Below are 23,186 nucleotides of genomic sequence, written 5' to 3' on the forward strand. Positions count from 1 at the left end.
AGGGACGAAGCGCCGGTCCGGGCCGGCGGCCGCCCCCGACTCCGGCGACGGGTCGCGGGAGCGCGCTCCCGCCGTTCGACTCAGAAAGTGCCGCCGAATCCGAAGGTGGCGCCCTGGGGCGCGAAGCCGATCTGGGGCGCGAGGCGCAGGCGGTTGGCCGCGTGGCTGTCCGGTTTTCGCACCTTCTCCTCGTACGGGAGGGCGGCGATATCGACGATGTTGGCCGTGAGCAGGCCAAGGCTGCCGCCCAGGATGAAGGCAACAGCCTTGGGATTCACCCAGTCACCTTCGTCGGCTCTGCCGGCATTCGCCGCGCCGATGAAGCCGCCCACGAGCGTGCAGCCGACGTTGAGACCGAGGCTGGCGAGGCTCTTGCCGACGTGTTCGTGCGCCGAGTGGATGATCGGGCCGCCGAGCAGGAACCCGCTATAGCTCAGCAGCAGGAGCTCCGGGGCCTCCGCGCTGAGGGCGACAGGCACGAGCACGAGACTCCCGCCGAGCACGAGGAGGTGCTGCCAGCCGTACCAGACGCGCTGCACCTGGGGCTTCGCGCCCACGCCGCCGCTCGCCGTCTGCCATGCACCGGCGCGCCATCCATGGGGCGGCGGCGCCGCAGTCGGCGCCGCGGGAGCAAGCGGGCCAGGCGGCTCCGGCGAGACCTGCGGCGCGGAACCGGGCGGCGGCTCCGTCGCCCCCGCCTGGACAGCGGCCAACGTCACTGCCGCTGCGCAGCAGATCTTCAGTCCATCGCGCACCTTGCTCATCCCCCCGGCGCTCCTCTCTCCACGTCTCCGCTCTCTACCTGCGAATCCCCGGCGCTGCACCGGGATGAGGGGTCGCATTCGTGCCCCCCGAGGCAAGCGCGATTGGCGGCGCTGGTCGCCTCCAGCAGCGACGCCGGAGCGCGTTCAGAGGCTGCCGACGAGGCCGAAGGTGGCGCCGCCGGGCGCGAGGCCGACCTGGGGCGCGAGCCGCAGGCGCGGCGAGCGGACGCGGAGGTAATCGTAGCTCTCCACCGTCCCGCGCTCCTCGACCTCGAGGACGGCAATGTCGATGATGTTCGCCGTGATCAGGCCAAGGCCGCCGCCGACGACCAGACCGCCGAGCGCCGCGAACGGTTCGTCGGCGGTGCTGCCGAGGAGCATCCCGATCATGCCGCCACCGAACGTGCAGCCGGCGTTGAGGCCGAGGCTGATGAAGCCCTTGCCGAGGTTGCCATTGGCCCAGTGCGTGACCGGCCCGCCGATCGCGGCGCCGCTGAAGCTCACCCAGGTGAGCCCCTCGGACTCGGTGGCGACGGCGATGGGCACGACGGCGACGCTGCCGAGGAGCACGACGAGGTGCTGCCAGCCGTACCAGACGGTCGTCGGAGCGGGCTGAGCGCCGCCGGCCACGCTCCCCGGCGGCCCGGGGATCGGACTCCACGTCCACCCGGGAGGCGGCGGGGGATACCCGGGCGGCGCCACGGCCGCCGGCGCAGGCGACGCCGGCAAGACCTGGGGCGCCGGAGCGGACGGGGGCTGCATGGCGCTCGCCTGCCCCGCCGTGAACGCCACGGCCGCCGCGCAGCACGTCCCCACCACCTCGCGAAGCATGTCTGTCACCCGGCGCTCCTCCGTTCCTCGCTTCTACTTCGCTTCTACTCCTTTCAGGCCGGTTTTGCTCCTGCCCTGCGCGCGATCCGGGGCCCGCTTCCACGCGCGCGGCGAGGGCGTCCGGGCGACTCCGGCGCTGTGGGCCGTCAGATCCACCGCCGCGTCGACCGAGCGTAGGTCTCGTAGGCAGCGCCGAACCGGGCGCGGAGCCGCCGCTCCTCGAACGCGATGTACCATCGGTCGACGATCACGACGAAGACGGCCGCGAGCAGGAGCGCGGCCGCGGAGCCGCTCAGCATCGCCACGCCCGCGGCGGCGAGGCCCATGCCGAGGTACATCGGGTTCCGGGATAGCCGGAACAGCCCCCCGGTCACGAGCCGCGTGGGCTCGGCGAAGGTGTTGATCTCCGTCGCGGCCCGCGCGAACTGCACGCGGGCCGCGATCGCCGCGGCGATCCCGATCGCGAGGGGCAAGAGGCCGATCGAGCGATACGCCGCCGGGAGCACCGACGGGCGCGGCACGAGGGCGTGCGCGAGCCCCATGAGCGCCGTGACGATCAGGAGAAGAACGGGCGGGAGCAGGTTGCGCGGGGATGCGTTGGAGGTGATCATGAGCCGCCAGTCTGGGCCATCCGGAGGACATCGGAGACTCGCGTTGGGAAGACACTCGATGAAGCGCCCGCAGACGCCGCGCAAAGAGCCTCGCCAGGCGCGCTCGCGCTTCCTCGTCGAGACCATCGTCGAGGCCGCAGCTCGCGTTTTCGACGAGCATGGCTACGACGGGGCGAACACGAACCGCATCGCCATGATCGCGGGCGTGAGCGTCGGGTCGGTTTACCAGTACTTCCCGAACAAGGACGCCCTCGTCACCGCGCTGCACGAGCGCCACGTGCGCCAGATGCTCCGGCTCCTCGAGCAGGTCGACGCGGCCGCCGAGGGCTCGTCGCTGCGCGACGCGACGGAGATGCTCGTCGCCAGGGGCCTCGAGGTCCATCGGACGGAGCCGCGGCTACAGCGGCTCCTCCACGCCGATCTCCCGACGCTGGAGCAACGGCGCGCGCTGAGCGCCGCGAGCCAGGCGGTCTTCGACAGCACGCGGCAGCTCCTGTCGCGCCACGGCGCGGAGATCGCCCAGCCGGATCTCGATCTCGCCACCTACGTGGTCCTGCGCATGTTCGAGGAGCTCGTCCACGCAGCGACCCTCGATCCGCCGCCGGGCGTCGAGGAGGGCGGCCTCCGGCGGGCGATCTCGGACGCGCTCATCGGCTACCTCACCGTCGCCGCGCCGCAGACGCCGGCAGGGAATCCGCCGGATCCGCCGTAGGCGCAACGCAGGTCCGCGCGCGGGGTCTGCGCGCGCGGCGCCTCCCGCGCCGGACACCAGGCGGCTGCGGAGCGGCCGCGCCATTGCACTTGCAATGACGCGCCTGCGACAACTTGCCACATGTCGCGCGCGCGGCAGGCGTGCAACGAAGCCCCGCGCTGGCAGCAGGCGGGCGCGCGCGGCGCGGCCCCTCGGGAGGACGCTTATCATGACGAGATCACCTGGACCGACCCTGTTTGCGATGGCGCTGGCCGGCTTCGCCGCTTTCGCGGCGGCCTGTGGCGACGACAACGACGGCGCGCCCGCCTGCGCCGACCCGCCCGCCGGAGACGGCGGCTCCGGGGCCGAGCCGCCCACGGGGGACGGCGGCTCCGGGGCCGAGCCGCCCACGGGGGACGGCGGCTCCGGCGGCGCGGGCGGCCAGCCCGTGGACGACGAGGACAGCGACCACGACAGGGACGGCTTCACCTCGCGCGCAGGCGACTGCGACGACTTCAACAACACCATCCACCCTGGCGCCGAGGAGCGGAGCCTCGATACCATCGACTCCGACTGCGACGGGTCCGACGCGCCGGCCAAGAGGCTGGTGTGGGACGGCGGCGCGGATCCCGATCAGGTCGACGCGATCGCGCTCATGGACACGGACGGCGACGGTCAGATCTCGCTCGACGAGTTCTCCGCGCAGTGCGCCGAATCCGCCATGCTGATGGGCACCGCGCGCCCCGGGGTGGTCCAGGTCCACGCGGCCTGCGCCGGCACGAACAGCTGCCGCGGCATGGTCTATCAGACCTGGAACGAGATCTACGAGCACGCCTGCCGCGCCGTGAACGACTGCGCGGGCTGGAGCTGCGTGGAGACCGCCGAGGACCAGGATCGAGACGGGCTCGCCGCGTTCGAGGCGGGGACCTGCAACCACTGCCACGCCGTCTCGGAGGGATCGTTCATGGTGCAGGTGCCGCCCGGCGAGGACGTGAGCGCCTTCATCGCCGACTTCTGGGACCGTCGCCCGGATCCGTACCTGCAGGCCATCATCGCGTTTGGGCTCGACGGCGTCACCGCCGAGGGCCACGCCTACTCGAACATGCCCGGCTCCTACCACCTGCTCTCGCGCGCCGAGATCGACCGGCTGATCGCCTACCTGCGCACCCTGACGCCGGAGGGCGAGAGCTTCGAGCAGCTACCGTCACCCGACCCGATCGACTAGCCCGCCGATGCACGCGCAGCGACCCCCCGCCGGCGATCAGGCGCCTCTCGCGCGAGCGCTCCCGCGAGACGCGCTCGGCCTCGGCCTGCGTCCGCCGCACTACGAGGCGATCGAGCGGCTCCGGCCCGGGCTGGGCTTCTTCGAGATCATCGCAGAGAACTACCTCGGCGCCGCTCCCTTGCCCCGGGAGCGGCTCCGTCGCGTCGCCGAGCGCTATCCCATCGTCGCCCACGGCGTGTCGCTGAATCTGCTCGGCGAGGCCCCCCTCGACCGAGACTACCTGTCCCGGCTCAGGGACCTGATCCAGGAGCTCCATATCCCCTATTTCACGGATCACCTCTGCTGGACGGCGTTCGAGGGCGTGACGCACCACGATCTCCTGCCGGCGCCCTGCGATCCGGAGCTGATCCCCTACGCCGCCGGCCGGGCGTTCGACGTCCAGGAGGCCCTCGGCGTCCCCTTCGGGATCGAGAACCTCTCCTCGTACGTCGCCTGGGAGCGCGACGCGATGCCGGAGTGGGAGTTCTACCGTCGCGTCGTGGAGGAGTCCGGGTGCTGGACCATGCTGGACCTCAACAACGTGTTCGTCTCCAGCGTGAATCACGGGTTCGATCCGCGCGAGTACCTCGACAGCGTGCCCTGGCGCCGGGTCTTGCAGGTCCACCTGGCCGGCCACCAGACATTGCCCTCGGGCCTGCGGCACGACACGCACGATCGTCCGGTATGCGACGAGGTGTGGTCTCTTTACGAGGAGGCGTGGCGCCGGGGCGGCCCTTTCCCGACGCTCCTCGAGTGGGACGCGGAGATCCCGCCCCTGCCCGTGGCGCTCGCGGAGCTCGACAAGGCGCGGCGGGCGCGGTCTGCATGAGCCCGAGGGGCGGAGATCCTCCGGGCTGGCTGCGAGAGCTCCAGCGCGATTTCACCGCGGTCCTGCGCTCGCCGCTCGACCCGGAACCAGGCGTCTTCCGGGAGCGGCAGGATCAGTATCCTGCGCGCCTCGTGGCGCAGCTGAAGGGCGGCCCCGGGAGCGCCGCTCCGTCGGAGCGGCTCGCGCTCTATCACCGCCAGTACTGGATGCGGCTGTTCACCGCCCTCCAGACGAGCTTCCCCCGCGTGTCGCGCGCGGTGAGCTACTGGCACTTCAACCACCTGGCCGCGCTGCACCTGGCCGAGCACCCGCCGCGGCACTTCGACCTCGACGAGGCAGCCCGCGGGTTCTCTGCGCGGCTCCGCCGCGCGCTGCAGCGCCTCGACGACGCGCGCCGCGATCGCCGACCGGGGCGCCCGGCGCGCGAGGACGCGTGGTGCCGGCGGATCGAGCTGTCGAGAGCGCCGCTCGCGATGGTGCGCCAGGCGCTCCAGATGGATGAGGCAGAGCGGCACGCGTACGAATCGCCGTTCGAGGGGCTCTGGCGCCCGACGCCGGAGGAGCTCGCCAGGCTCGCGCTATCGTCCGAAGCGCGGCTGCGCTTCGCGGTCTCCTGCACGCTGACCCGCGAGGACTGGGACCTCGCCCGCTTCTCGCGGCTCACGGGGGGCGACCAGGACGAGGGCGCGCCGGGCCCCCTGCGCCGCCACCCGTCGACGCGCTGCTGGGTCTTCGCCCGGAGCGCCGGCGGCACGACCGCGACCTCCGTGGATCCGCTGTTCGCCCGGCTGCTCGATCGCTGCCGGGAGCTGCCGTTCGGGCAGGCCCTCGCCGACGTCGAGCAGGCCTGTTCGGCGGCGGAAGCAGCGCCGCTGCGCGCCCATCTCCAGGGCTGGATCGCGCTCGCCCTCGCGAGCGGCTGGTGGACGGGGCTCGCCGAGGCCGAGCCGCGCGCGCAGCAGGCAGCGGTCGACGACCCCGGCCGAGCGTGAGCCCCGCGCGCGCAGCGCGTCCGCGCCGCGCCCCTGCCCTCCCGCGGGCGGCTCCCCCCGCCTACCCCAGCAGCGAGGCCGCGACGCGCGGCGCCTCCCGCGCCGGGCAGCCCATCCAGCTCGAGAGCCGCGCCGCGGGCTCGCCGCTCACGAGCGCCCGGTGCACCCGCTCCGCCACGTCCGCGCGGATCGCCCGCGTCCCGAACACCGGGTAGCCGATCGCCGCGTACGCCCTCGGGTCCACGCCCCGCGCGACCGCCACCGACACGGCGCCCGGCGCCGGGCACGCGGGCACGCGGCCCCGGTCGAACCACGCCGCGCACAGCGCGAGCCGGCGCTCCAGCGCGCCGCGCCGGAGGAGCTGCTGCGCGTAGATCACGCGCTCGCCCACCTCGATGCCGTGCGCCGAGAGGAGCGCGCGGTCCTCCGGCGCGAGCTCCGCGATCTGCTCGCCGGCGTCGCGCGCCGCCGCCGTCCCGAGGCCCTGCTCGAGCTGGTAGACGATCCCGCGCGCCGCCCCCTGGAGCCCGCGCACCTCGGGCGACCGCAGCGGCGCGAGGAGCTCCTCGACGAGGTCGCGCGCGAACGCCACGAGCCGCCGCAGGACCCGCGACCGCGCCCCCGCGCCGAGGTCGTCGAGCGCGGCGAGCCGCACGTCGGGCAGGAGCAGCGCCGGGCCGCGCGCGAGCTGCCCGAGGAGCTGCTCGCCGTCGAAGATCCTCCCGGCCACGTCGACGGAGAAGCGCTCGTGCGGCGCCCCCACGATCGACTCGACCCAGCGCGCCCGGTCGTCCTCGGGCGCGGGCGCCGTCGGCCCCGGCGCGAGCAGGGCGCGCATCGCCGCGATGCGCGCGAACGGGTGATCGGGCGCGACCTTCACCGGCTCCTCGGCCTCCGGCCGGCGCTGCGGCGGGCGCGCTCCGGCCCGCGCGCTCGACGCCGCCCGCAAGCGGCCCGCCGCCCCGCCGCCGCGCTCGACGAAGCGCTGCACCAGCCGCTCGTGGAGCGCGTCGCTCAACCGATCCTCGATCGCGCGCGTGCGGTCCTGCCACGCCCCCGCGTCGCGCACCCAGCGCCCGTGGTTCGAGATGTAGGTCCACGTCCGGATCGAGGCGATCCGCGTGATCAGCGTGTCGATGTCGCCGCCCACGTCGTCGATCTCGGCCACCCGGGCGGCCATCCAGCCGGGGTCGAGCGCCGCGCTCGGGCCCGAGAGCTGCCCGTAGATCTCGGCGAGGAGCGCGACGTGCGACTCGAACAGCAGCTTGCGGAAGTCGGGGATGCGGCAGACCTCCCAGAGCAGCCCCACGGCCTCGCTGCCGCGCGCGCGGGCGCGGACCTCCGGGTCCTCGGCGAGCCGCGCCAGGGCGGCGGCGTCCTCGGCGTCGTGGACGAGCTTGAGGCTGCGGGCGGGCGGGGGCACGCGCAGCGACGCGAGGAGCGCGTCGATCGAGCTGCGGTCGAGCTCGCTGTTGCGCCAGCGCAGGCGCCGCACGGCGGGGAAGCGGTGCGCCTCGATCGCGGCCGCGACGCCGTCGGGGAGCGCCAGCGGCGCGACCGTGCCGAAGGTGCCGTCCGCGAGGTGCCTGCCCGCGCGGCCGGCGATCTGCGCGAGCTCGGCGGGGTCGAGGTCGCGCACGTCGCGGCCGTCGAACTTGCGCAGGGCGGCGAACGCGACGTGGCGCACGTCGAGGTTGAGGCCCATGCCGATCGCGTCGGTGGCGACGAGGTAGTCGACCTCGCCCGACTGGAACATGGCGACCTGCGCGTTGCGCGTGCGCGGCGAGAGCGCGCCGAGCACGACCGCCGCGCCGCCCCGCTGCGCGCGCAGCCGCTCGGCGATCTCGTAGACCTGCGGGGTCGAGAACGCGACCACGGCGCTGCGCGGCGGCAGCCGCGAGAGCTTGCCGGCGCCGGCGCTCGTGAGGCGAGAGAGCCGCGGGTGCTGGACGAATTTCGCCGTGGGCACGAGGTCGGACATGAGGGGCCGCATCGTGTCGGCGCCGAGGAACCAGGTCTCGCGCCGCCCGCGCGAGAGGAGCAGCCGCTCGGTGAACACGTGGCCGCGCTGGTCGTGGGCGGCGAGCTGGATCTCGTCGATGGCGAGGAAATCGACCTCGAGGTCGATCGGCATCGCCTCGACGGTGCACACCCAGTAGTCCGGCCGCCTCGGGACGCGCTTCTCCTCGCCGGTGACGAGCGCGACGCGGGCCTCGCCGACCCGGGTGGTCACGCGGTCGTAGACCTCGCGCGCCAGCAGCCGCAGGGGCAGGCCGATCATGCCCGAGTCGTGCGCGAGCATGCGCTCGATGGCGCGGTGGGTCTTGCCGGTGTTGGTCGGACCCAGGACGGCGGTGATCGCGGAGGCGTCGGCCATGCCGCGCGCAGCTTAGTACCGGACGCCGTAAAGACCCCCCGGCGCGGCGGAAGAGCGCGCGCCCGGCGCGGCGCGGGTGGATGGGCTCGTCCGTGGGATTCTGGTCGTGGTCGCAGGCGGCGTGTAGCGGCGGGGGACCCATGGCGGCGGGGTGCGCGGTGAGGAGGAGAAATGCGACAGCAGCCCGCCCGCGCTCGGCCTTCGTCGCGCCGCCTCGGCCATGGCATGATGAGGCGAGATGCCAGCGGGTGTAAGAACGGCGACACTGGGCCCCGCCTCTGCTAGACCCCGTGGGCCCGTACGCAAGGACCCTGGGACGCGGAAGGCTCGATCGCATGCTGTCGCTTGAAGCGGGGAGCGTCGTCGGTGGGAAGTATCGCCTGGAGCGGCCGCTGGCGGGCGGCGCCATGGGTTTCCTCTGGGTGGCCCGGCACCTCCAGCTCGACGTCCAGGTCGCGCTCAAGTTCATGAGGCCGCAGCACGCCGACTCCCCGGTCGCGCGCGCGCGGTTCGAGCGCGAGGCGAAGGCCTCGGCCCAGCTCCGGACGCCCAACGTCGTCCACGTCTACGACTACGGGCTCGAGGGCGACACGCCCTACCTCGCGATGGAGCTCCTCGAAGGCGAGGATCTCGCGGCGTACCTGGTGCGCCGGGGGCGCCTCGCGCCGGCCGAGGCGCTGGGCGTCATGGTCCAGGTGTGCAAGGCGCTCCGCCGCGCGCACGAGGTGGGGCTCATCCACCGCGACCTGAAGCCGGCGAACATCTTCCTCGCGCGCCAGGGCGAGGAGGTCGTCAAGATCCTCGACTTCGGGGTCGCCAAGGCGACCGGCACCGGGCTGGCCGCCGACGCGACGAAGACGGGCACGCTCATCGGCTCGCCGCACTACATGAGCCCCGAGCAGGTGCGCCGGAGCAAGACGATGGACCACCGGAGCGATCTCTGGTCGCTCGGGGTGATCATCTTCCAGTGCCTCACCGGCCAGCTCCCCTTCCCCGGCGAGGAGCTCGGCGACGTGCTCGTGGAGATCTGCACGGGCGACATCCCGGTCCCCTCGCAGCTCGCGCCGGACCTCTGGCCCGAGCTGGACCAGTTCCTGGCGCGCGCGCTCAAGCGCGAGCCCGCGGAGCGCTTCCAGAGCGCGAGCGAGCTCGCCCACGCGTTCGCCGCGGCCGTGCACCGCACGCCCCTCCCGGCGGGTCGCGACGCGATGGACTCGACCGGCGCGCTCGCGGCGCTGGGCAGCGCGCCGGCGCTGGGCAGGCCGGGCGCAGGCAGCGCGCCGGCGATGGGCGTGCACGGGTCGGGCAGCGCGCCGGCGATGGGCAGCGCACCGGCGCTGGGCAGCGCACCGGCGATGGGCAGCGCGCCGTCCCACGCCCCCCCAGGCCCGGGCAACACACCGGCGCTGGGCAGCGCGCCGTCTCACGCCCCCCCAGGCCCGGGCAACACACCGGCGCTGGGCAGCGCGCCGTCTCACATGCCCCCGGGCTCTGGCAACACACAGGCGCTGGGCGCGCCGGGCTCGGACAGCGCGCCGGCCTTCCGGGGCGGCACGGTGGCCCTCGATGTCGGCGTCGGCGCCGGCGGCACGCTCACTGCGGGCGAGACGGTCGTCGCGGGTCGCATGCAGGTGCCTGGCGGGGTCCCAGGCCCGGGCGGCACGCTGGAGGCCGTGGGAGGCGCCCTCCCGGCGCCACCGGAGCGTCGATCCTCGTCCAGCTGGGCGCTGCCGGCCGTTGTCGCCAGCGCGCTGACGATCGCGGCGGGGATCGTCGCCGTCGTCGTGCTTCGATCGCCCGCTCCGGAAGCGCCCGTCACGCCGGCGGACATGCCTTCGCCCGTCGCGCAGGAGCCCGCTGCGCCGCCGACCCCCGTCGCGCAGGAGCCCGCCACGCCGCCAGCATCAGCCGAGCAGGAGCCCGCCACGCCTCCCTCGAGCGCCCTCCCCGCCGCCTCCTCGTCAGCCTCGGCCGAACCCGCCGCGCCCCCGGCGGCATCCCCGTCGGGCGCCCCGAGGGCGGCCAGGCCGGCGCGCCCGTCGTCCCCTCCCCCGCCCAGGCGGCCTGCCCCGGCTGCGCCCACCAGCAAGGGAGCTTCCGAGAGGGATCCGACCTTCGGCTTCTGAACCGAAGGAATCCCCTCATCTTGCAGCCCTTTTCAGCTCAGACCTTCGCCGTCGTCAGCCAGTGCGGATTCTTGGTCGTCCCGTCGAAGCGTTCCGTGGTCTTGAACTGCTCGTGCTTCCCCGTGGCCCCGAGCGCGGCGGTGCGCGCGAGGATCGCCGAGACGCGCTCGCTGCCGAGCGGCTGGAAGGTGTAGGCCGCCCTGAGCGCCTGCTTGAGGACACCCATCGTGTCGCAGCCGGTGATGACCACCGACGTCGGCAAGCTCATGGGGTAATGCAGGCAATCGGTCGCCGAGACCGCCCCGGTCTTCATGATCTCCCCGCTGGCGAACGGCTTCATCCCGAGCACCCCGATGCCGCGCTCGGTCAGCACGGGGAGCACCTTCTTCTCGAAGCTGCGGTAGTGGGGATCCATCACGTTGAGCGGCATCTGCACGGTGTCGAGCGGCACGCCCTGGCGCTCCGCCATCTGCAGCATGGCCAGGTGGATGTCCGGGTCCTTGTGGCCGGTGAAGCCGATGAACCGGATCTTGCCGGCCTTCTTCGCGGCCACGAGCGCCTCCATCGCGCCGCCCGGCCCGTAGATCTGCTCGGGATCGCTCATCCGGATGATCTCGTGCATCTGCACGAGATCGATGACGTCGGTCCGCAGCCGCCGGAGCGACTGCTCGAGCTGCGCCTCGGCGACCGCGCGCGTGCGGCCGTCGAGCTTCGTCATCAGAAAGGCCCTCTGGCGATAACCGTCCTGGAGCGCCTTGCCCATCAGCTCCTCGCTCCTGCCCTCGTTATAATCCCAGCAGTTGTCGAGGAAGTTGATCCCGTGATCGATCGCGAAGCGGACGAGTCGAATGCTCTCCTGCTCGTCCTTCGGCTTCGCGATGTGGAATCCGCCGAGCCCCACGAGGCTGACGTTCACGCCAGTCCGCCCGAGAGGCCTCGTCGGCATCACGCCCCCGGCAGGCAGCTCGACGTCCTTCTCCCCGGGCGCGCCGGGCGCAGGCCCCTCGGGGGGGTCCTGAGAACCCCCGCTCGCGGATGTAGCGTTTTGCCCCACCTGCGCGCTTCCTGCACATGCGCTGAGCGCGACGCCGGCACCCACTGTCGAAAGGAATGTCCGTCGGGAAGGTCGCTTCATCATAAAAGGCAGCGCTCCTTTCGAGGACGAAGCTGGATAGCAGGGGATGTGCCAGGCAGCGCGGGCGCGGCGCTCCGGCGCGCAGGCGGCGCCGCCTGTCCAGGAGATGGGCTGCTCAGGCCTTCAGCTGGTCGAACTCGCCTTCCTCGCCGAAGGAGCCGAACTTCTTTATCGGCCCCCCGCCCTCCTCGGTGCAGCCGACCGCGTTCGCGAGCGTCGTGAGCAGCTTGTTGTGGGGGGCGTCCACGTCCTGCACCGTGTCTTGCTGCCGCGTCACCTTGATGTACTGGCCCGTCTTCAGGTAGCCGCCGCAGCTCCCCGCGATGATGTACGGCAGGTCGCGGAAGTCGTGCCACTTCCCGTTGGAGAGCTCGTTCATGAACACGACAGCGCTGTTGTCGAGCACCGAGGTCCCGCCCTCGTCATAGCCCGCGAGCCGGTCGAGCAGATAGACATACTCGCCGATGAACCAGCGATCGATGTCGAAGAGCATCTCCTGGTAGCCGTCCACGACGCTCCCTGTGTCATCGTCCTTCGTGTTCCCGTGAGAGAGCTTGTGGTGGTTGTACTCGTGGTTCATCCCGTCCCACCTGAAGATGGGCCCGTGCGCGCCCGAGCCCCACTGCAGCGTCGCCGAGCGCGTCGCGCCGGTCGCGATCGCCAGCGCGAGGATGTCCATCTGCATGCGGCCGATCGTCCGGAACTCGGCGTCGAACGACACGGTCTCCGGGTTGATCCCCTCGATCTCCGCCGCCCGCTCGGCCGGGAGCTCGCGCGGGATGACCCCCGCGTTGCCCATGCCCACCTCGAGGTCGCGCACCGTCTGGAAGTGCATGTCGAGCTTGTCGCGATCGGCCTTGCTGAGCTTCTTCTTGAGCAGGCCTTCGTACTCGGCCCCGACCAGGTCGAGCACGCTCTGGCGGCGCTTCGTGAGCCGCACGATCGCCTCCTCCTCGAGGTTCGTCACGCCGATGAGGTCCTGGTACGCGAGCCACGGGTTGTTCTCGCCCGAGACGGGCTGCTCGGGGCCGCTGTACGAGATGTGCCCGCGCACGTTGGGGGTCTTCGCCCCGACCATCAGCGTCAGCGCGGGCGTGCCCGGCGGGTTGATCTTGTTCGCGATGAACTGATCGAGCGAGATCCCCGCGGGGTACTGGCTGCCCTGGACGAGCGGCTGCGCCGTGAGCTTGCAGCCGATCCCCTTCGCGTGATCGTCGCCCGCGCTCATGTCCCGCCCGAAGCCGCGCGGCGCCATGTGAATGCCCCGCGGTATCAGGAGCCTGTCCCGGTACGCGGCGAGCGGCGCGATCGCCCGCTCCGCGCCGAACGAGGCGGCCGTCAGCGCGCCGTACGCCGTGCCCGGGAAGAACCGGTCCATGTTCACGCCGTTGCACATGAAGAAGGCGATGAACCGGCGCGGCGCGGCCGGCGCGTCGGCCTTGGCGTCGCGCGCCCGCAGCGACTCGAGGAACGGGAGGCCGAGCATCACCCCGCACGCGCCCCGCAAGAACGTTCTGCGATTCATTGCTCCACCTCTTCCGCTGCGTCTTCCACCGCACGGTTCCTGAACGTCTTCGTCTGCGTGAGCGCGACGAGCAGCTCCTTGATGTTGTACCCGGTCTCGACGAGCTTCGCGTCGAGCTCCTCGATCGTGCACGCGTCCTCGGGCGCGAGCTGGCGGGCATTGCCGTATCGATACCAGTTCGTCAGATAGCACCGCTCCGCGACGGGGCTCTGCGCGAGCTGCTTCACGAGGTCGACGGCCCCGTCGAAGCGCATCTCCGTCACGCCGACCGTCATCGTGCCGGACGCGTCGATCGGCGCGCCGCCCTCGTCGGCGCGGTACCGGCCGACAGCGTCGAAGTGCTCGAACGCGAACCCGGGCGGGTTGATCATGCCGTGGCACCCGCTGCACGCCTTCGGGGACGTGTGCGCCTCCACCTGATCCCGCGTCGTCCGGATCTCGCCCTGGATGGGCGGCAGCTCCGTGTTGATGTTCGCCGGCGGATCCGGCAGGTCCGCGCAGAGGATCTGGCGCTGGATGAACACGCCGCGGTGGATCGGAGACGTCTTGTTGAAGAACGCGTGCGAGCTCAGGAAGCCGGCCTGCGTGAGCAGCCCTGCGCGCGCGCCCGGGTCGAGCGGCGTCTCCACGAGCTCGCTCGTGAACGAGCCCTCGACGCCGTAGATCGGCGCGAGCTTGTCGTTCACGAAGCCGACGGACGCGGTCATCAGCGCCTCGTAATCGCCCTCCATCTCGAGGACGACGTGCCGGATGAACTGCCGTGTCTCGGCCTTCATGGCCGACGACACGCTCGCGTCGAAGTCCGGATAGAGCGCCGGATCCTTCGTGAGGTCGTCGTAGCGGCTCACCTGCAGCCACTGGTCGTGGAAGTCGTCCAGGGCGCTCATCGCCCTGGGATCGGCCAGCATGCGCCGCGCCTCGGTCTCCACGCCCTCGGGCGTGCCCAGCGCCCCGCCCTCGGCGGCCGCGAGGAGCGCGTCGTCGGGCAGGCTGTTCCAGAGCAGGTAGGAGAGCCGGGTCGCGACCTCGTAGCCGTCGAGCGGGATGATGTCCTCGCCGTCGAGCTCCTCGCTGAGCTCGACGCGGTACAGGAAGTGCGGCGACTGGAGCATCGCCTCGATCACGTGCCGGACGCCCTGCTCGAACGGCGTGCCCGCCTCGAAGAGGCCTTCGCCGCGCGCGAACGCGGCGACGTACGCCTCCTCCTGCTCCGCCGAGAGCGGCCGCCGGTAGACGCGCTTGCCGAGCTCCTGGATGAACCGCCGGGCGCACGCGGCGCCGTCGCCCTCGGGGGCGCAGGGCAGGATCTTGCCGAGCACGGCCTGGTCGACGACCGCGCTCTCCGCGATGGTCTCGGCGGCGCGGCGGTAATCGCGGGCGAGGCGGTCGGAGACGGTGAGCGCCCTGGCGTTGTTGTTGAACCCCTCGAACGCCGGGTCCGCGAGGAACGACGCCGAGGCCTTCATGTCCTTGCCGAAGAGGTCCCGGATCGTGTTGTCGTACTGCGCGTGCGTGAGCCGCGTCAGCCGCGGCGTCGGGCCGGGCGCGGTGACGCCGGGCGCGCACTGGACGCCGGTGTCAGGGCCGGTGCCAGGGTCAGGGCCGTCGCCGGAGCTCGAGGATCCGTCCGGGGCTCGGTCGGTTCCCGAGCACGCGGCCGCGCCAGAGAGCGCGAGGGCCGCGAGCAGCATCCTCGGGGTGCTTCGTTTCAAGGGCAGCTCCCTTCGTGGAGAGGTCGAAAAGCAAGAATGTACAAGCGGGTCCCGAGACAGGCTATCGGCGACAAGCGCCGACGGTCAACGCGGCGAGCGCGACGCGGCCGCTTTTCGTCCGTGCGCAGGATCCGTTCAGGGGCGATGCCGAAGCGCGGTGGTGACGCGCCGCGGCTCGGCTGCGGCCGGGGAGGCGCCGGCTGTGGGTGGCGGGGAGAGGCTTATCTACGGCTCGGGTGACGGCGCCTGATGGCGCATACCGGGGACGCCTTCATTCACGGCATCGAGGGCTGACACCTGCCCTCTGAGCATTTCGCCGTCATTCCTTCCGGATACACCGGCGCGCAGGGAGGGCACGCGCCGAACCCCTCGGGGCAGACGATGCCGCGGAGATCCGCGCTCTGGTTGAGGGCGACGATGCCTGTCCCGTCGCACCCCTCGCAGCACCCGACGCCGTCGCGCAGGGCGCAGTCCGCGTCTTGCGTGCATTCGGTGAGCGGGGATTCGCGCACGTCGAGGACGACGCAGCGCCCGCTCTCGCACGCGGCGGTGAAGTACTGGGAGGTGCGCTCGGCCTCGGTGGCCGGGGGGCACGGCGCGCACGCCACGTCCCCGCACCCGGTGGAGACCGAGTAATCCGCCGCCGACTCGCGGTGGATGGCGACGAACGCGCTGGCGTCGACAGGGTCGCAGGAGGCGCAGCAGCGCGGTGAGGCGAGGACGCAATCGCCCGCCGACGCGCATGTATCCATGTCCGGGGCGCCGCCCTGACAGGCCTCCTGACAGGCCGCGAGCGACTCGAAGCGGTTCTCGTTGCCGTCGCAGCCGCCCCACGTGAACGGAACGCAGACGCCGGTGCTCGGGTCGTGCCAGTAGCGCGGCATCGCCGCGTCGCAGGGGCCGACGTCCTGCGGCAGCGCGCACCGGGCCGGCAGTTCTCCGCCAGCGCCGCTGCTCGCGACCGAGCCGCCGCCGCTGCCCGTGACCGATCCGCCGCCGCTGCCCGCGACAGGACCGCCGCCGCCCGGGCCCCCGCCGCCCGGGCCCCCGCCGCCCGGTCCACCGTTGTTCGCCGTCCCGCCGCAGCCCACGGCGAGCAGGAGAGAGGTAAGCAAGCCAAGACCGAGGGATAAGCGGCGATGCATGCCAGATGCATTGCAACCCGCGTGCCCTTGGCCGCCCGCGGATAAGCCCATCGATTGAAGGAGTTTCATGCGGGTTCGATGGCATGCCAGCCGACGGTGTGCCAGGCGGAGCGGCACACCGTGACGACGTCGTCGAGGTGCAGCGCGGGCTCGGCAGCGCGCGGGTTCGGCGGCGCGCGGCGCGCGCGCAGGCGACGTCATCCCACCCATCGGCCGATCAGCGCCGATGTGCGTCAGCGCGCGCCCGTCACGCGGCGCGCGCGCCCGTCACGCGGAGATCTCGAGCGACGGGAGCTGCTCGCGGAAGAACGCGTTGTACTTGGGGTCGTTGTACCGCTCGTACTCGATCACGAACGGCGTGAGCTGACTGACTCCGCCCTTGTACCGGATGGTGAGCGCCATCGGCGTGACCTCGCGGTAATTGCTGGTCGGCGGCAGATCGTCGTTCGTCTTCCCGCCGGCGGAGAACAGGGTGAGGAGCACGCCGTCGGGCTCGTCGTAGACGACGCGGAAGCCCTCCGGGATGCGCTCGTGGCCGCGGATCAGGGTGGTACAGCCGATCTTCTGCATGAAGCTCTTGAACTGCCGCTTGCCGAACGGGAATCGGGCGGTGGCCCGCTGGAGCTCCGCGGGGATCGCGTCGGCCTCGCTGGGGTCGCTCCACAGCATCTGGAAGCGGATGTCGGGGTCGTTGAGCGAGGACAGCGACCGCCACTTGGCGGCGAGGGTGTCGTCGCGCGCGACGCCCGCGTGGACGAAGAGGATGCGATCGAAGATCAGCATGTTCGGGAGCGCCTCGAAGAGGCGCATGTACGCGGCGAACACCTCGTTCGGCGCGATCGCCGCGAGCGAGCTCATCGCCTCGGAGGGCCGCACCGGCGCGAGCACGCGGCCGTTCAGCTCGACGTAGTACTCGTGGTTGCCGCGCAGCACGAAGACGTTGTCGGGCGCGGCGAGGAAGAGCTGCATCACCGTGCGCAGGATGCCGTTGTAGCTGAACCTGCCGCGGTCGATGTAGTCGCCCAGAAACACGAGCATCATCCGGGGGTTATGCGCCGGGTCCTCGCGGTGCGCCTGCACCTTGGCGAAGAAGTCGGCCTGCATCAGCGCCGCCTTGAGGCACGAGTAGCAGCCGTGCAGGTCGCCGATGACGAGGAGCTCGACCTCCTCCGCGGGGTCGGGCGAGGCGACGTAGATGTGGCCATCGAGGAAGGGCGGCTGCCCGGCGAAGCCCGAGAAATCCGTCGCGCCGTCGAGCCGGCCCGCGCCGCGCGCGCGCTGCTCCTCGAGCTTCTCCTCGAACCTGCGCATCAGGTCGAGGTCGACCTTGGCCTGCTCCGCGAACGTGGCCGGGTCGCTCGCGTAGTCCCACTCGAACGCCTTGAAGAACGGGTGATCGACCTCGCGCGCCTTCTTGCGCGTGGCCGGATCGATCACGATCGCGCCCTGCTCGACCGGCTCGATGTCCACGTCCTCGATCTCGGTCGGGGCGGCGAGCAGGGCGAAGAGCTCGTCGCGGAACCGCTGCTCGTTCGGGTGGACGACGCCGTCGGCCAGCATGAGCCCGTCGACGATCGCGAGCAGCGCCTCGCGGCTGTCGTCGTCGAAGCCGTCGAGGAGCTCGAAGCAGCGGAGCTTGATCTTCGCGAGGACGAAGTCCCTCGGGTCCTCTCCGTCGGCGACGCTCTCGGTGAAGAGGGTCTGGATCTGGTGGTCGACCTCGGCGAACACCTCGTGGAAGTGGGCGGTCCACCGCGCGATGACGTCCTGGTTCGCCTGGGCCTCGGCGCCGAGGGCGTCGCGCGCGCGCTGCGACACGAGCTCCTGGATGTAGCCGCGGATGAAGGATTTCTCCGTCGCGTCGAGCTCGCCGTCGATGTAACCGAACCCCGTGAGATAGTAGATGATGGCTTGCATCTGCTGCTCAGCGACGCGTGGATCAGGGCTGAACGACATCATCAGGCAGCTCTCCTCTCGCGGTGGTGCCCCAGGGTAGCGCAAGACGGGCGCGCCGCGGCGACGGCCGCGCGCCTCACGGCTCGGGCGGCCTCATGCGGCCGAGGAACGCGCGGATCCGCGCGCGATCAGCCTCGGACAGCGCGCGCCCCGGGGGCGGCATGGTCCGCTCCTCGAGGACCCGGCGCGCGATGGACTCCCGCAGCGAGGTCGTCGTCGTCCACGCCGCGGGCGTGGAGAGGTCGACCCCGCCCTCGCCGCCCGGGAGGTGGCAGGGCGCGCACGCGCGGGCGACGACCGGCGCGAGGTCGTCCCAGGCGGGCGCGGCGCCGCCGCCGCCCGCCGAGAAGCGCCGGAGGGCGCCCGACGCCAGCAGCCACACGTCGCCGCTCGGCGAGCCGATGAGCTTCCCGCCGCGCGGGAGGCGCGCGCCGCGGGTCTCGCGCGCGCCCGTCCCGTCGAGCACGCCGAGCTCGTCGCCGTCGGCGAACCACACGCGATCGCCGGAGACGGCGAGCCCGTGGAGCGCGGCGCTCGCCCGCAGCCGGAGGCGCAGCACGCCGGCGGCGTCCTCCTCGTAGAGCGCCGCGGGCGTCGCCGCGAGCAGCCTGCCGGCGCCGGTGACGGCGAGGAGCGGCGCGGGGCCGTCCGGCAGCGGGTACGATCGCAGCGCCCGCGCGGCGACGTCGAGGGCGCGGAGCCCGTCGCCGAGCGCGAAGGCCACGCGCCCGCCGCCTGCCGCGAACGTCGCGAGCGGCCCGGTCGCGTAGCGCGTGACCGTGGCGCCGTCCGCCACCGCGATCTCGCCGTCCAGCGCGAAGGCGGCGCCGGCTCCGCCGAGGCCGAGCGCGGCCCGCACCGGGGCGCGCTCGAGGCCGTAGCGATCGGAGACGGGCTCGAGCGCGCCCTGGCCCGGCAGCCTGAGGAGGCGCCCCTCGGCGTCGACGCCGACGATCCACGTGCCGTGGCCGTCGGGCGCGGGGAGCGCCGCGGCGCCGACCCAGCGGTGGGGCGCGCGCTCGACCCGGGCGAGCGCGCCGTCCACGAAGACGGCCGCGGCGCCGTCGTGGAACAGCACGACGCGGCGGCCGTCGTCGGCGACCGCGCGGACGGGGCCGAGATCGGCCGAGGGGGGCCACGCGACCGGCTGCACGGCGAGCGGCTGCGGCGGCGCCGCGGCCTGCCCGGCGCAGCCGGCGAGCGCGACGGCGAGCGCGAGAAGGGCCCTGGAGGCCGCGCTGCGGAGGAGCGTCACGGGCTCCGGAGCAGCTCCGGCACGACCTCGCCGTCGCGCAGGTGCTCGCGCGGCGCGATGCCGAAGGCGAACAGGAAGGTGGCGAGCAGGTCCGGCGGGGCGATCGGGCGCGGGCCGCCCTGGAACGTCTTCGCGGCGGCCGGGAGGAGCTGCTCCGGGTCGGTCTTGCCGAACGAGAAGTTCCCGCGGAAGCGGGGGGAGATCACCATCGCGGAGTTGTTGGGGTAGTGGTCGCGGCCCATCGCCGTGTTGATCTGCGGCGTGCGCGCGAAGTCGCTCGTCACGAGGATGTGGGTGTGATCCGAGAGCTTCTTGCCGGCCCGGGTCGGGTGCGGGGTCGCGTCGAGCGAGCGGACGAGGGCGGCGATCAGATCGAAGAGCTCCTGCTGCGTGGCCGCGTGCTGGCGGTAGTTGCTCGTGTGCGTGTCGAACCCGGTGCTCGAGAAGCTCACGCAGCGGACGACGTTTCGCCGCATCGCCTCGAGCGCGAAGGCGGCGTTGACCGCTGCTTGCCTGGCGAAGCGCGCCGTGTGGTTGAACTCCGGGTGCGCCTGGACGAGCTTGCCCCTGGAGAACACGTCCTGGAGGCCCGATTTGAGCATCCTGGCGAGCCCTTCTGCCTGGAGCGCGAAGCCGTCCAGGGTGACGGTGGTGCTGGCGCGCGCGGCGAGCGACCTGGCCTCCTCGGAGAGGAGCGCGGTCACGGCGTCGCGGTCCTCGGCGGTGTCGTAGAGCCTCGCGCGGGTGAGCGAGCGGCTGATCGTGCCGATGTCCGCCACCATGAGCGGGGCGGCGCGGCGGTCGAGGCGGTCGCCGACGAACGACGAGGGGAACTGCACGGAGACGACGGGGAAGGTCTGGCCCGCGCCGAGCTCGCTCGCGCAGATCGCGTCGACGCTGGACGACGTGGAGCGGCCGCCGCTGAGGTGCCTGCCGGTGGTGGCGAAGGCGATGCCGTCGGGGTGGCTGACGGTGTTCATCGCCAGCCCGTTGACGACGCACAGCCGGTCGTGGAGCTCCGCGAGGGCGCCGATGCCGGGGCCGAACGCGAGGTTCGAGCCCTGCGGCCTCACCGGGGCGAAGGTCTTCGCGCCGCCGGGCCCGGGCGCGTCGACCCAGAGGCGGAGCGGCGCGGCGTCGGTGTTGTCGGTCGTGGCCGGGTCGACGAGCCCCCTGGCCTCGTTCCGCGGGTCGGCCCAGAGCGTGACGTCCCAGCCGCCGGACGCGTGGATGAAGACGAAGAAGTCGTCCTCCGCCGCCTTGGTCTGCGCGGCGAGCGCGCGCGCCGGCAGGCCGAGCGAGCCCGCCGACAGGCCGAGCGCCGCGCCTGCGGCGGCCTGGAGCAGCGCGCGGCGCGGGAGCGCGAGAGCCATCGCGAGCGCAGTGTGCCCCCGGTGATGGGAGCGTGCAAGAGAGCGCGGCAGCGCGGCCCGGTACCTGAGCGCATCGCGGCGCGCGCGGTCGCCGCGCGACGGTCCGCGGCCCGACCTGCCCGCTTGCTCTCGCGCGCGCTCTTCTCCATGCTCCGGATGCCCCACGCGTCGAGCGTTCACGATGAGCCAGCGCATCCCCATCGGCGTCTCCGATTTTCGCGATCTGCGCGAGCGCGGGCTGGTCTACGTGGACAAGTCTCACCTCATCCAGGAGCTGCTCGATCGCCCGGGGCTCCTCGGGCTCCTGCTCCCGCGGCCGCGGCGGTTCGGCAAGACGCTGAACCTGTCGATGCTCCGGTACTTTTTCGAGAGGCGCGACGAGGACCTCTCGCACCTCTTCGAGGGTCTCGCCATCTGGCGCGCGGGCGAGGCGTACCGCGCGCACTTCCAGCGTTATCCGGTCGTGTTCATGACCTTTCGGGACGTCAAGGCGCCAACCTTCGAGGCGTGCTGGAAGGCCATCCAGAAGAAGATCGAGGCGCTCTTCGACGAGCACCGGGCGCTGCTCGATGCGGGCGCGCTCAGCGAACGGGAAGAGCGCGACTATCGAGCCATCCTCGACGGCAGGGCGGACGACGTTCTTTATCAGCGCGCGCTCTTCGACCTGTCCGCATACCTGCACCGCGCCTACGGCGAGCAGGCCGTCATCCTCATCGATGAGTACGACGAGCCCATCCACGCCGGCTTCGTCGGGGGCTACGCCCGCGAGGTGCTCGACTTCTTCCGCGCCTTCTTGACCGGCGGGATCAAGGACAACCCCCACCTGTCCAGGGCGGTGCTCACAGGCATCCTGCGGGTGGCGAGGGAGAGCATCTTCTCGGGCCTCAACAACATCGGGGTCTATTCGCTCCTCCGCACCGAGTTCTCCACCTGCTTCGGCTTCACCGAGCCCGAGGTGATCGCGCTCCTCAGGGACGGGGGCGCGCTCGGCCTGCTCGCGAGCGTGCGCCGGGCCTACAATGGTTATGTCTTCGGCGAGACCGTGGTCTACAACCCATGGTCGGTGCTGAGCTTCCTGGCCAGCGACGACAGGCGCACCCGCAGCTACTGGGTGTCCACCAGCGCGAACGAGCTCATCCGGGACCTGCTGGTGTTCCACGCGCTGGACGTCGAGGACGACATCGCGGTCTTGCTCGAGGGGGGCGCCATCGAGCAGCGGCTCGACGAGAACGTGGCCTTCGATCAGCTTCCGGGGAGCCCGCGGGCGCTCTTCGGGCTGCTCGTGTTCTCGGGGTACCTGCGCGCAGAGGCAACGGAGACCGGGACGACCCACGTGCCGTCGTATCGACTGTCGATCCCGAACGACGAGGTGCGCGAGGTCTATACCAGCACCTTCCGGGACTGGATGGAGGAGCGGCTGTCCGGCCAGGGCGCGAGCTCGCGGCGGCTGGTGCGGGCGCTGCTCAGCGGAGATGTGGCGACCTTCGAGGAGCAGCTCCGGGCGTTCGTGACCAACGTGCTCTCCTACCATGAAGCGCGCCGCCTGGGGCCCGAGGAGGTCTATCACGGGTTCGTCGCAGGGCTGCTCGCCACGCTGGAGCCGGACTACGAGGTGCGGTCGAACCGCGAATCCGGAGAAGGGAGGCCCGATGTGTTGGTGCGGCCTCGACAGCCCGGCAAACCCGGGATCGTGCTGGAGATGAAGGTGGCGCGGGGCGGCCAGACGCTGGAGCAGGCGCTGGAAGATGGGATAGCGCAGATCGCCCGCCGGGACTACGCGGCCGAGCTCCGCGCCGCAGGCGCCTCTCCGGTGCACGCGCTCGCCGTCGCGTTCAACGGCAAGCAGGTGGCCGTGCGCGCCGCGACCGGCGTGATCGGGTCGCGGCCGAGCAGCGACCCCTAATACAGCACGAACTCCGGGTGTCGCACGAGCCCGTAACACACCGCGGCCCACCCCGCCTCGGCCGGCGAGAACCGCGACTTCGGCGCGCCCTTCGCGCGGTGCCGCGCCACCGTGCCCTGGTAGAGCGCGAAGAACCTCCCCTGCCGGTCCGGCGGCGCGAGGCGCGCGGGGTAGCTCAGGAAGGTCCGGTGCAGCACGTCGAAGCGCGGAGCGAAGGCAGGCTCGTCGAGGTCCTCCGCGGGCAGGTCGAAGGCGAAGATGAGCCGGCGCTCGATCGGGACTGGCACGCTCGCCTTCAGGTCGTGCTCCAGGGCGCGGTCGCAGAGCGCGATGCCGAGCCGCTCGAACGCCGCCATCATGAGCGCGTTGGTCTGCGTGCCGCGCGGGAGATCGATGCTGTGATCGGGCAGCCCGAGCGCCGCGAGGTAGTCTCCCCACGTATCGAAGAGCGCCGATTTGTCGTCCCCCCGCGCGCGTCGCTCGACCTCGGCGGGCGACAGGCCGCCGAAGAGCCGCAGGTACGTCCTCAGGTACGCCTCGGCCGGGACGAGCCGCACGTCCCGCCTCGGGTCGCGGCGCTGGGCGACGCGCCCCGTCTCCCGGAGCGGCGCGGCAGGCTGCGGCGCGATCGCCTCCGGCGGGGCGCAGGCGCCGGCCAGCGCGGCCATCCCGGCAAGGGCGAAGGCCCCCACCCGGC

The 23,186-nt window shown here is 72.4% G+C and carries 18 protein-coding genes; 6 read left to right on the top strand and 12 right to left on the bottom strand.

Going from position 1 to position 23,186, the window contains the following annotated elements; translation table 11 throughout:
- Positions 1–80: 80 nt before the first annotated feature.
- From WME96_RS39945 to WME96_RS39955, 3 genes are all read right to left on the bottom strand, one after another.
- A complete protein-coding gene (locus tag WME96_RS39945) occupies positions 81–764 on the bottom strand; it encodes a hypothetical protein (protein WP_437286803.1) in 684 nt (227 codons plus the stop codon).
- 144 nt (positions 765–908) lie between these two features.
- Positions 909–1,604: a hypothetical protein gene (locus WME96_RS39950; protein ID WP_437286804.1), complete on the bottom strand. Its 696-nt coding sequence runs from the start codon at positions 1,602–1,604 to the stop codon at positions 909–911.
- 137 nt (positions 1,605–1,741) lie between these two features.
- The gene (locus WME96_RS39955) at positions 1,742–2,206 is read right to left on the bottom strand and encodes a methyltransferase family protein (RefSeq protein WP_437286805.1); all 465 of its coding nucleotides are present in this window, start codon (positions 2,204–2,206) and stop codon (positions 1,742–1,744) included.
- Positions 2,207–2,264: 58 nt separating this feature from the next.
- Between WME96_RS39955 and WME96_RS39960 the strand changes: the two genes are divergently transcribed.
- The 4 genes from WME96_RS39960 (at position 2,265) to WME96_RS39975 (ending at position 5,982) form a co-directional block, all read left to right on the top strand.
- Positions 2,265–2,918, top strand: coding sequence for a TetR/AcrR family transcriptional regulator (locus WME96_RS39960; RefSeq protein WP_437286806.1), 654 nt, complete (start codon positions 2,265–2,267; stop codon positions 2,916–2,918).
- A gap of 208 nt (positions 2,919–3,126) precedes the next feature.
- Complete coding sequence (locus tag WME96_RS39965) at positions 3,127–4,122, top strand: MopE-related protein (protein ID WP_437286807.1); 996 nt, start codon at positions 3,127–3,129, stop codon at positions 4,120–4,122.
- A 7-nt stretch (positions 4,123–4,129) separates the two neighbouring features.
- On the top strand, positions 4,130–4,990 hold the full coding sequence (locus WME96_RS39970; RefSeq protein WP_437286808.1) for a DUF692 domain-containing protein: 861 nt from the start codon (positions 4,130–4,132) through the stop codon (positions 4,988–4,990).
- Positions 4,987–5,982: an HvfC/BufC N-terminal domain-containing protein gene (locus WME96_RS39975; protein ID WP_437286809.1), complete on the top strand. Its 996-nt coding sequence runs from the start codon at positions 4,987–4,989 to the stop codon at positions 5,980–5,982. The genes WME96_RS39970 and WME96_RS39975 overlap by 4 nt, the downstream gene beginning before the upstream one ends.
- A gap of 61 nt (positions 5,983–6,043) precedes the next feature.
- On the opposite strand, the gene WME96_RS39980 is transcribed toward WME96_RS39975, so the two are convergent.
- Positions 6,044–8,359: a helicase-related protein gene (locus tag WME96_RS39980; RefSeq protein WP_437286810.1), complete on the bottom strand. Its 2,316-nt coding sequence runs from the start codon at positions 8,357–8,359 to the stop codon at positions 6,044–6,046.
- Positions 8,360–8,694: 335 nt separating this feature from the next.
- Here WME96_RS39980 and WME96_RS39985 point away from each other — a divergent pair, with 335 nt between their 5' ends.
- Positions 8,695–10,485 carry a protein kinase domain-containing protein gene (locus WME96_RS39985; protein WP_437286811.1) on the top strand — a complete coding sequence of 597 codons (1,791 nt, stop codon included), beginning with the start codon at positions 8,695–8,697 and terminating at the stop codon, positions 10,483–10,485.
- A 37-nt stretch (positions 10,486–10,522) separates the two neighbouring features.
- Here WME96_RS39985 and WME96_RS39990 read toward each other — a convergent pair whose 3' ends face one another.
- The 7 genes from WME96_RS39990 to WME96_RS40020 form a co-directional block, all read right to left on the bottom strand.
- Entirely contained in the window at positions 10,523–11,431 is a 909-nt protein-coding gene (locus WME96_RS39990) for an aldo/keto reductase (RefSeq protein WP_437286812.1), read from the bottom strand.
- Between the two features lie 304 nt (positions 11,432–11,735).
- Positions 11,736–13,145, bottom strand: coding sequence for a DUF1552 domain-containing protein (locus WME96_RS39995; RefSeq protein ID WP_437286813.1), 1,410 nt, complete (start codon positions 13,143–13,145; stop codon positions 11,736–11,738).
- Complete coding sequence (locus tag WME96_RS40000; protein ID WP_437286814.1) at positions 13,142–14,857, bottom strand: DUF1592 domain-containing protein; 1,716 nt, start codon at positions 14,855–14,857, stop codon at positions 13,142–13,144. Before WME96_RS40000 ends, WME96_RS39995 begins: the two co-directional genes overlap by 4 nt.
- Before the next feature lie 275 nt (positions 14,858–15,132).
- Entirely contained in the window at positions 15,133–15,972 is an 840-nt protein-coding gene (locus WME96_RS40005; protein ID WP_437286815.1) for a BPTI/Kunitz domain-containing protein, read from the bottom strand.
- A 297-nt stretch (positions 15,973–16,269) separates the two neighbouring features.
- Positions 16,270–17,919, bottom strand: coding sequence for a metallophosphoesterase family protein (locus tag WME96_RS40010; protein WP_437286816.1), 1,650 nt, complete (start codon positions 17,917–17,919; stop codon positions 16,270–16,272).
- 115 nt (positions 17,920–18,034) lie between these two features.
- Entirely contained in the window at positions 18,035–19,213 is a 1,179-nt protein-coding gene (locus tag WME96_RS40015; RefSeq protein WP_437286817.1) for a c-type cytochrome, read from the bottom strand.
- The gene (locus WME96_RS40020) at positions 19,210–20,586 is read right to left on the bottom strand and encodes a DUF1501 domain-containing protein (RefSeq protein ID WP_437286818.1); all 1,377 of its coding nucleotides are present in this window, start codon (positions 20,584–20,586) and stop codon (positions 19,210–19,212) included. The genes WME96_RS40015 and WME96_RS40020 overlap by 4 nt, the downstream gene beginning before the upstream one ends.
- A gap of 181 nt (positions 20,587–20,767) precedes the next feature.
- On the opposite strand from WME96_RS40020, the gene WME96_RS40025 reads away from it, so the two are divergent.
- Positions 20,768–22,489, top strand: a complete 1,722-nt coding sequence (locus WME96_RS40025; RefSeq protein WP_437286819.1) for an AAA family ATPase — start codon at positions 20,768–20,770, stop codon at positions 22,487–22,489.
- Here WME96_RS40025 and WME96_RS40030 read toward each other — a convergent pair.
- Positions 22,486–23,181, bottom strand: a complete 696-nt coding sequence (locus tag WME96_RS40030) for a hypothetical protein (protein ID WP_437286820.1) — start codon at positions 23,179–23,181, stop codon at positions 22,486–22,488. The genes WME96_RS40025 and WME96_RS40030 overlap by 4 nt on opposite strands.
- Positions 23,182–23,186: the final 5 nt, after the last annotated feature.

It is taken from the genome of Sorangium sp. So ce406, assembly GCF_051474675.1.
In the GTDB taxonomy this organism is placed as follows: Bacteria; Myxococcota_A; Polyangia; order Polyangiales; family Polyangiaceae; genus Sorangium; species Sorangium cellulosum_G.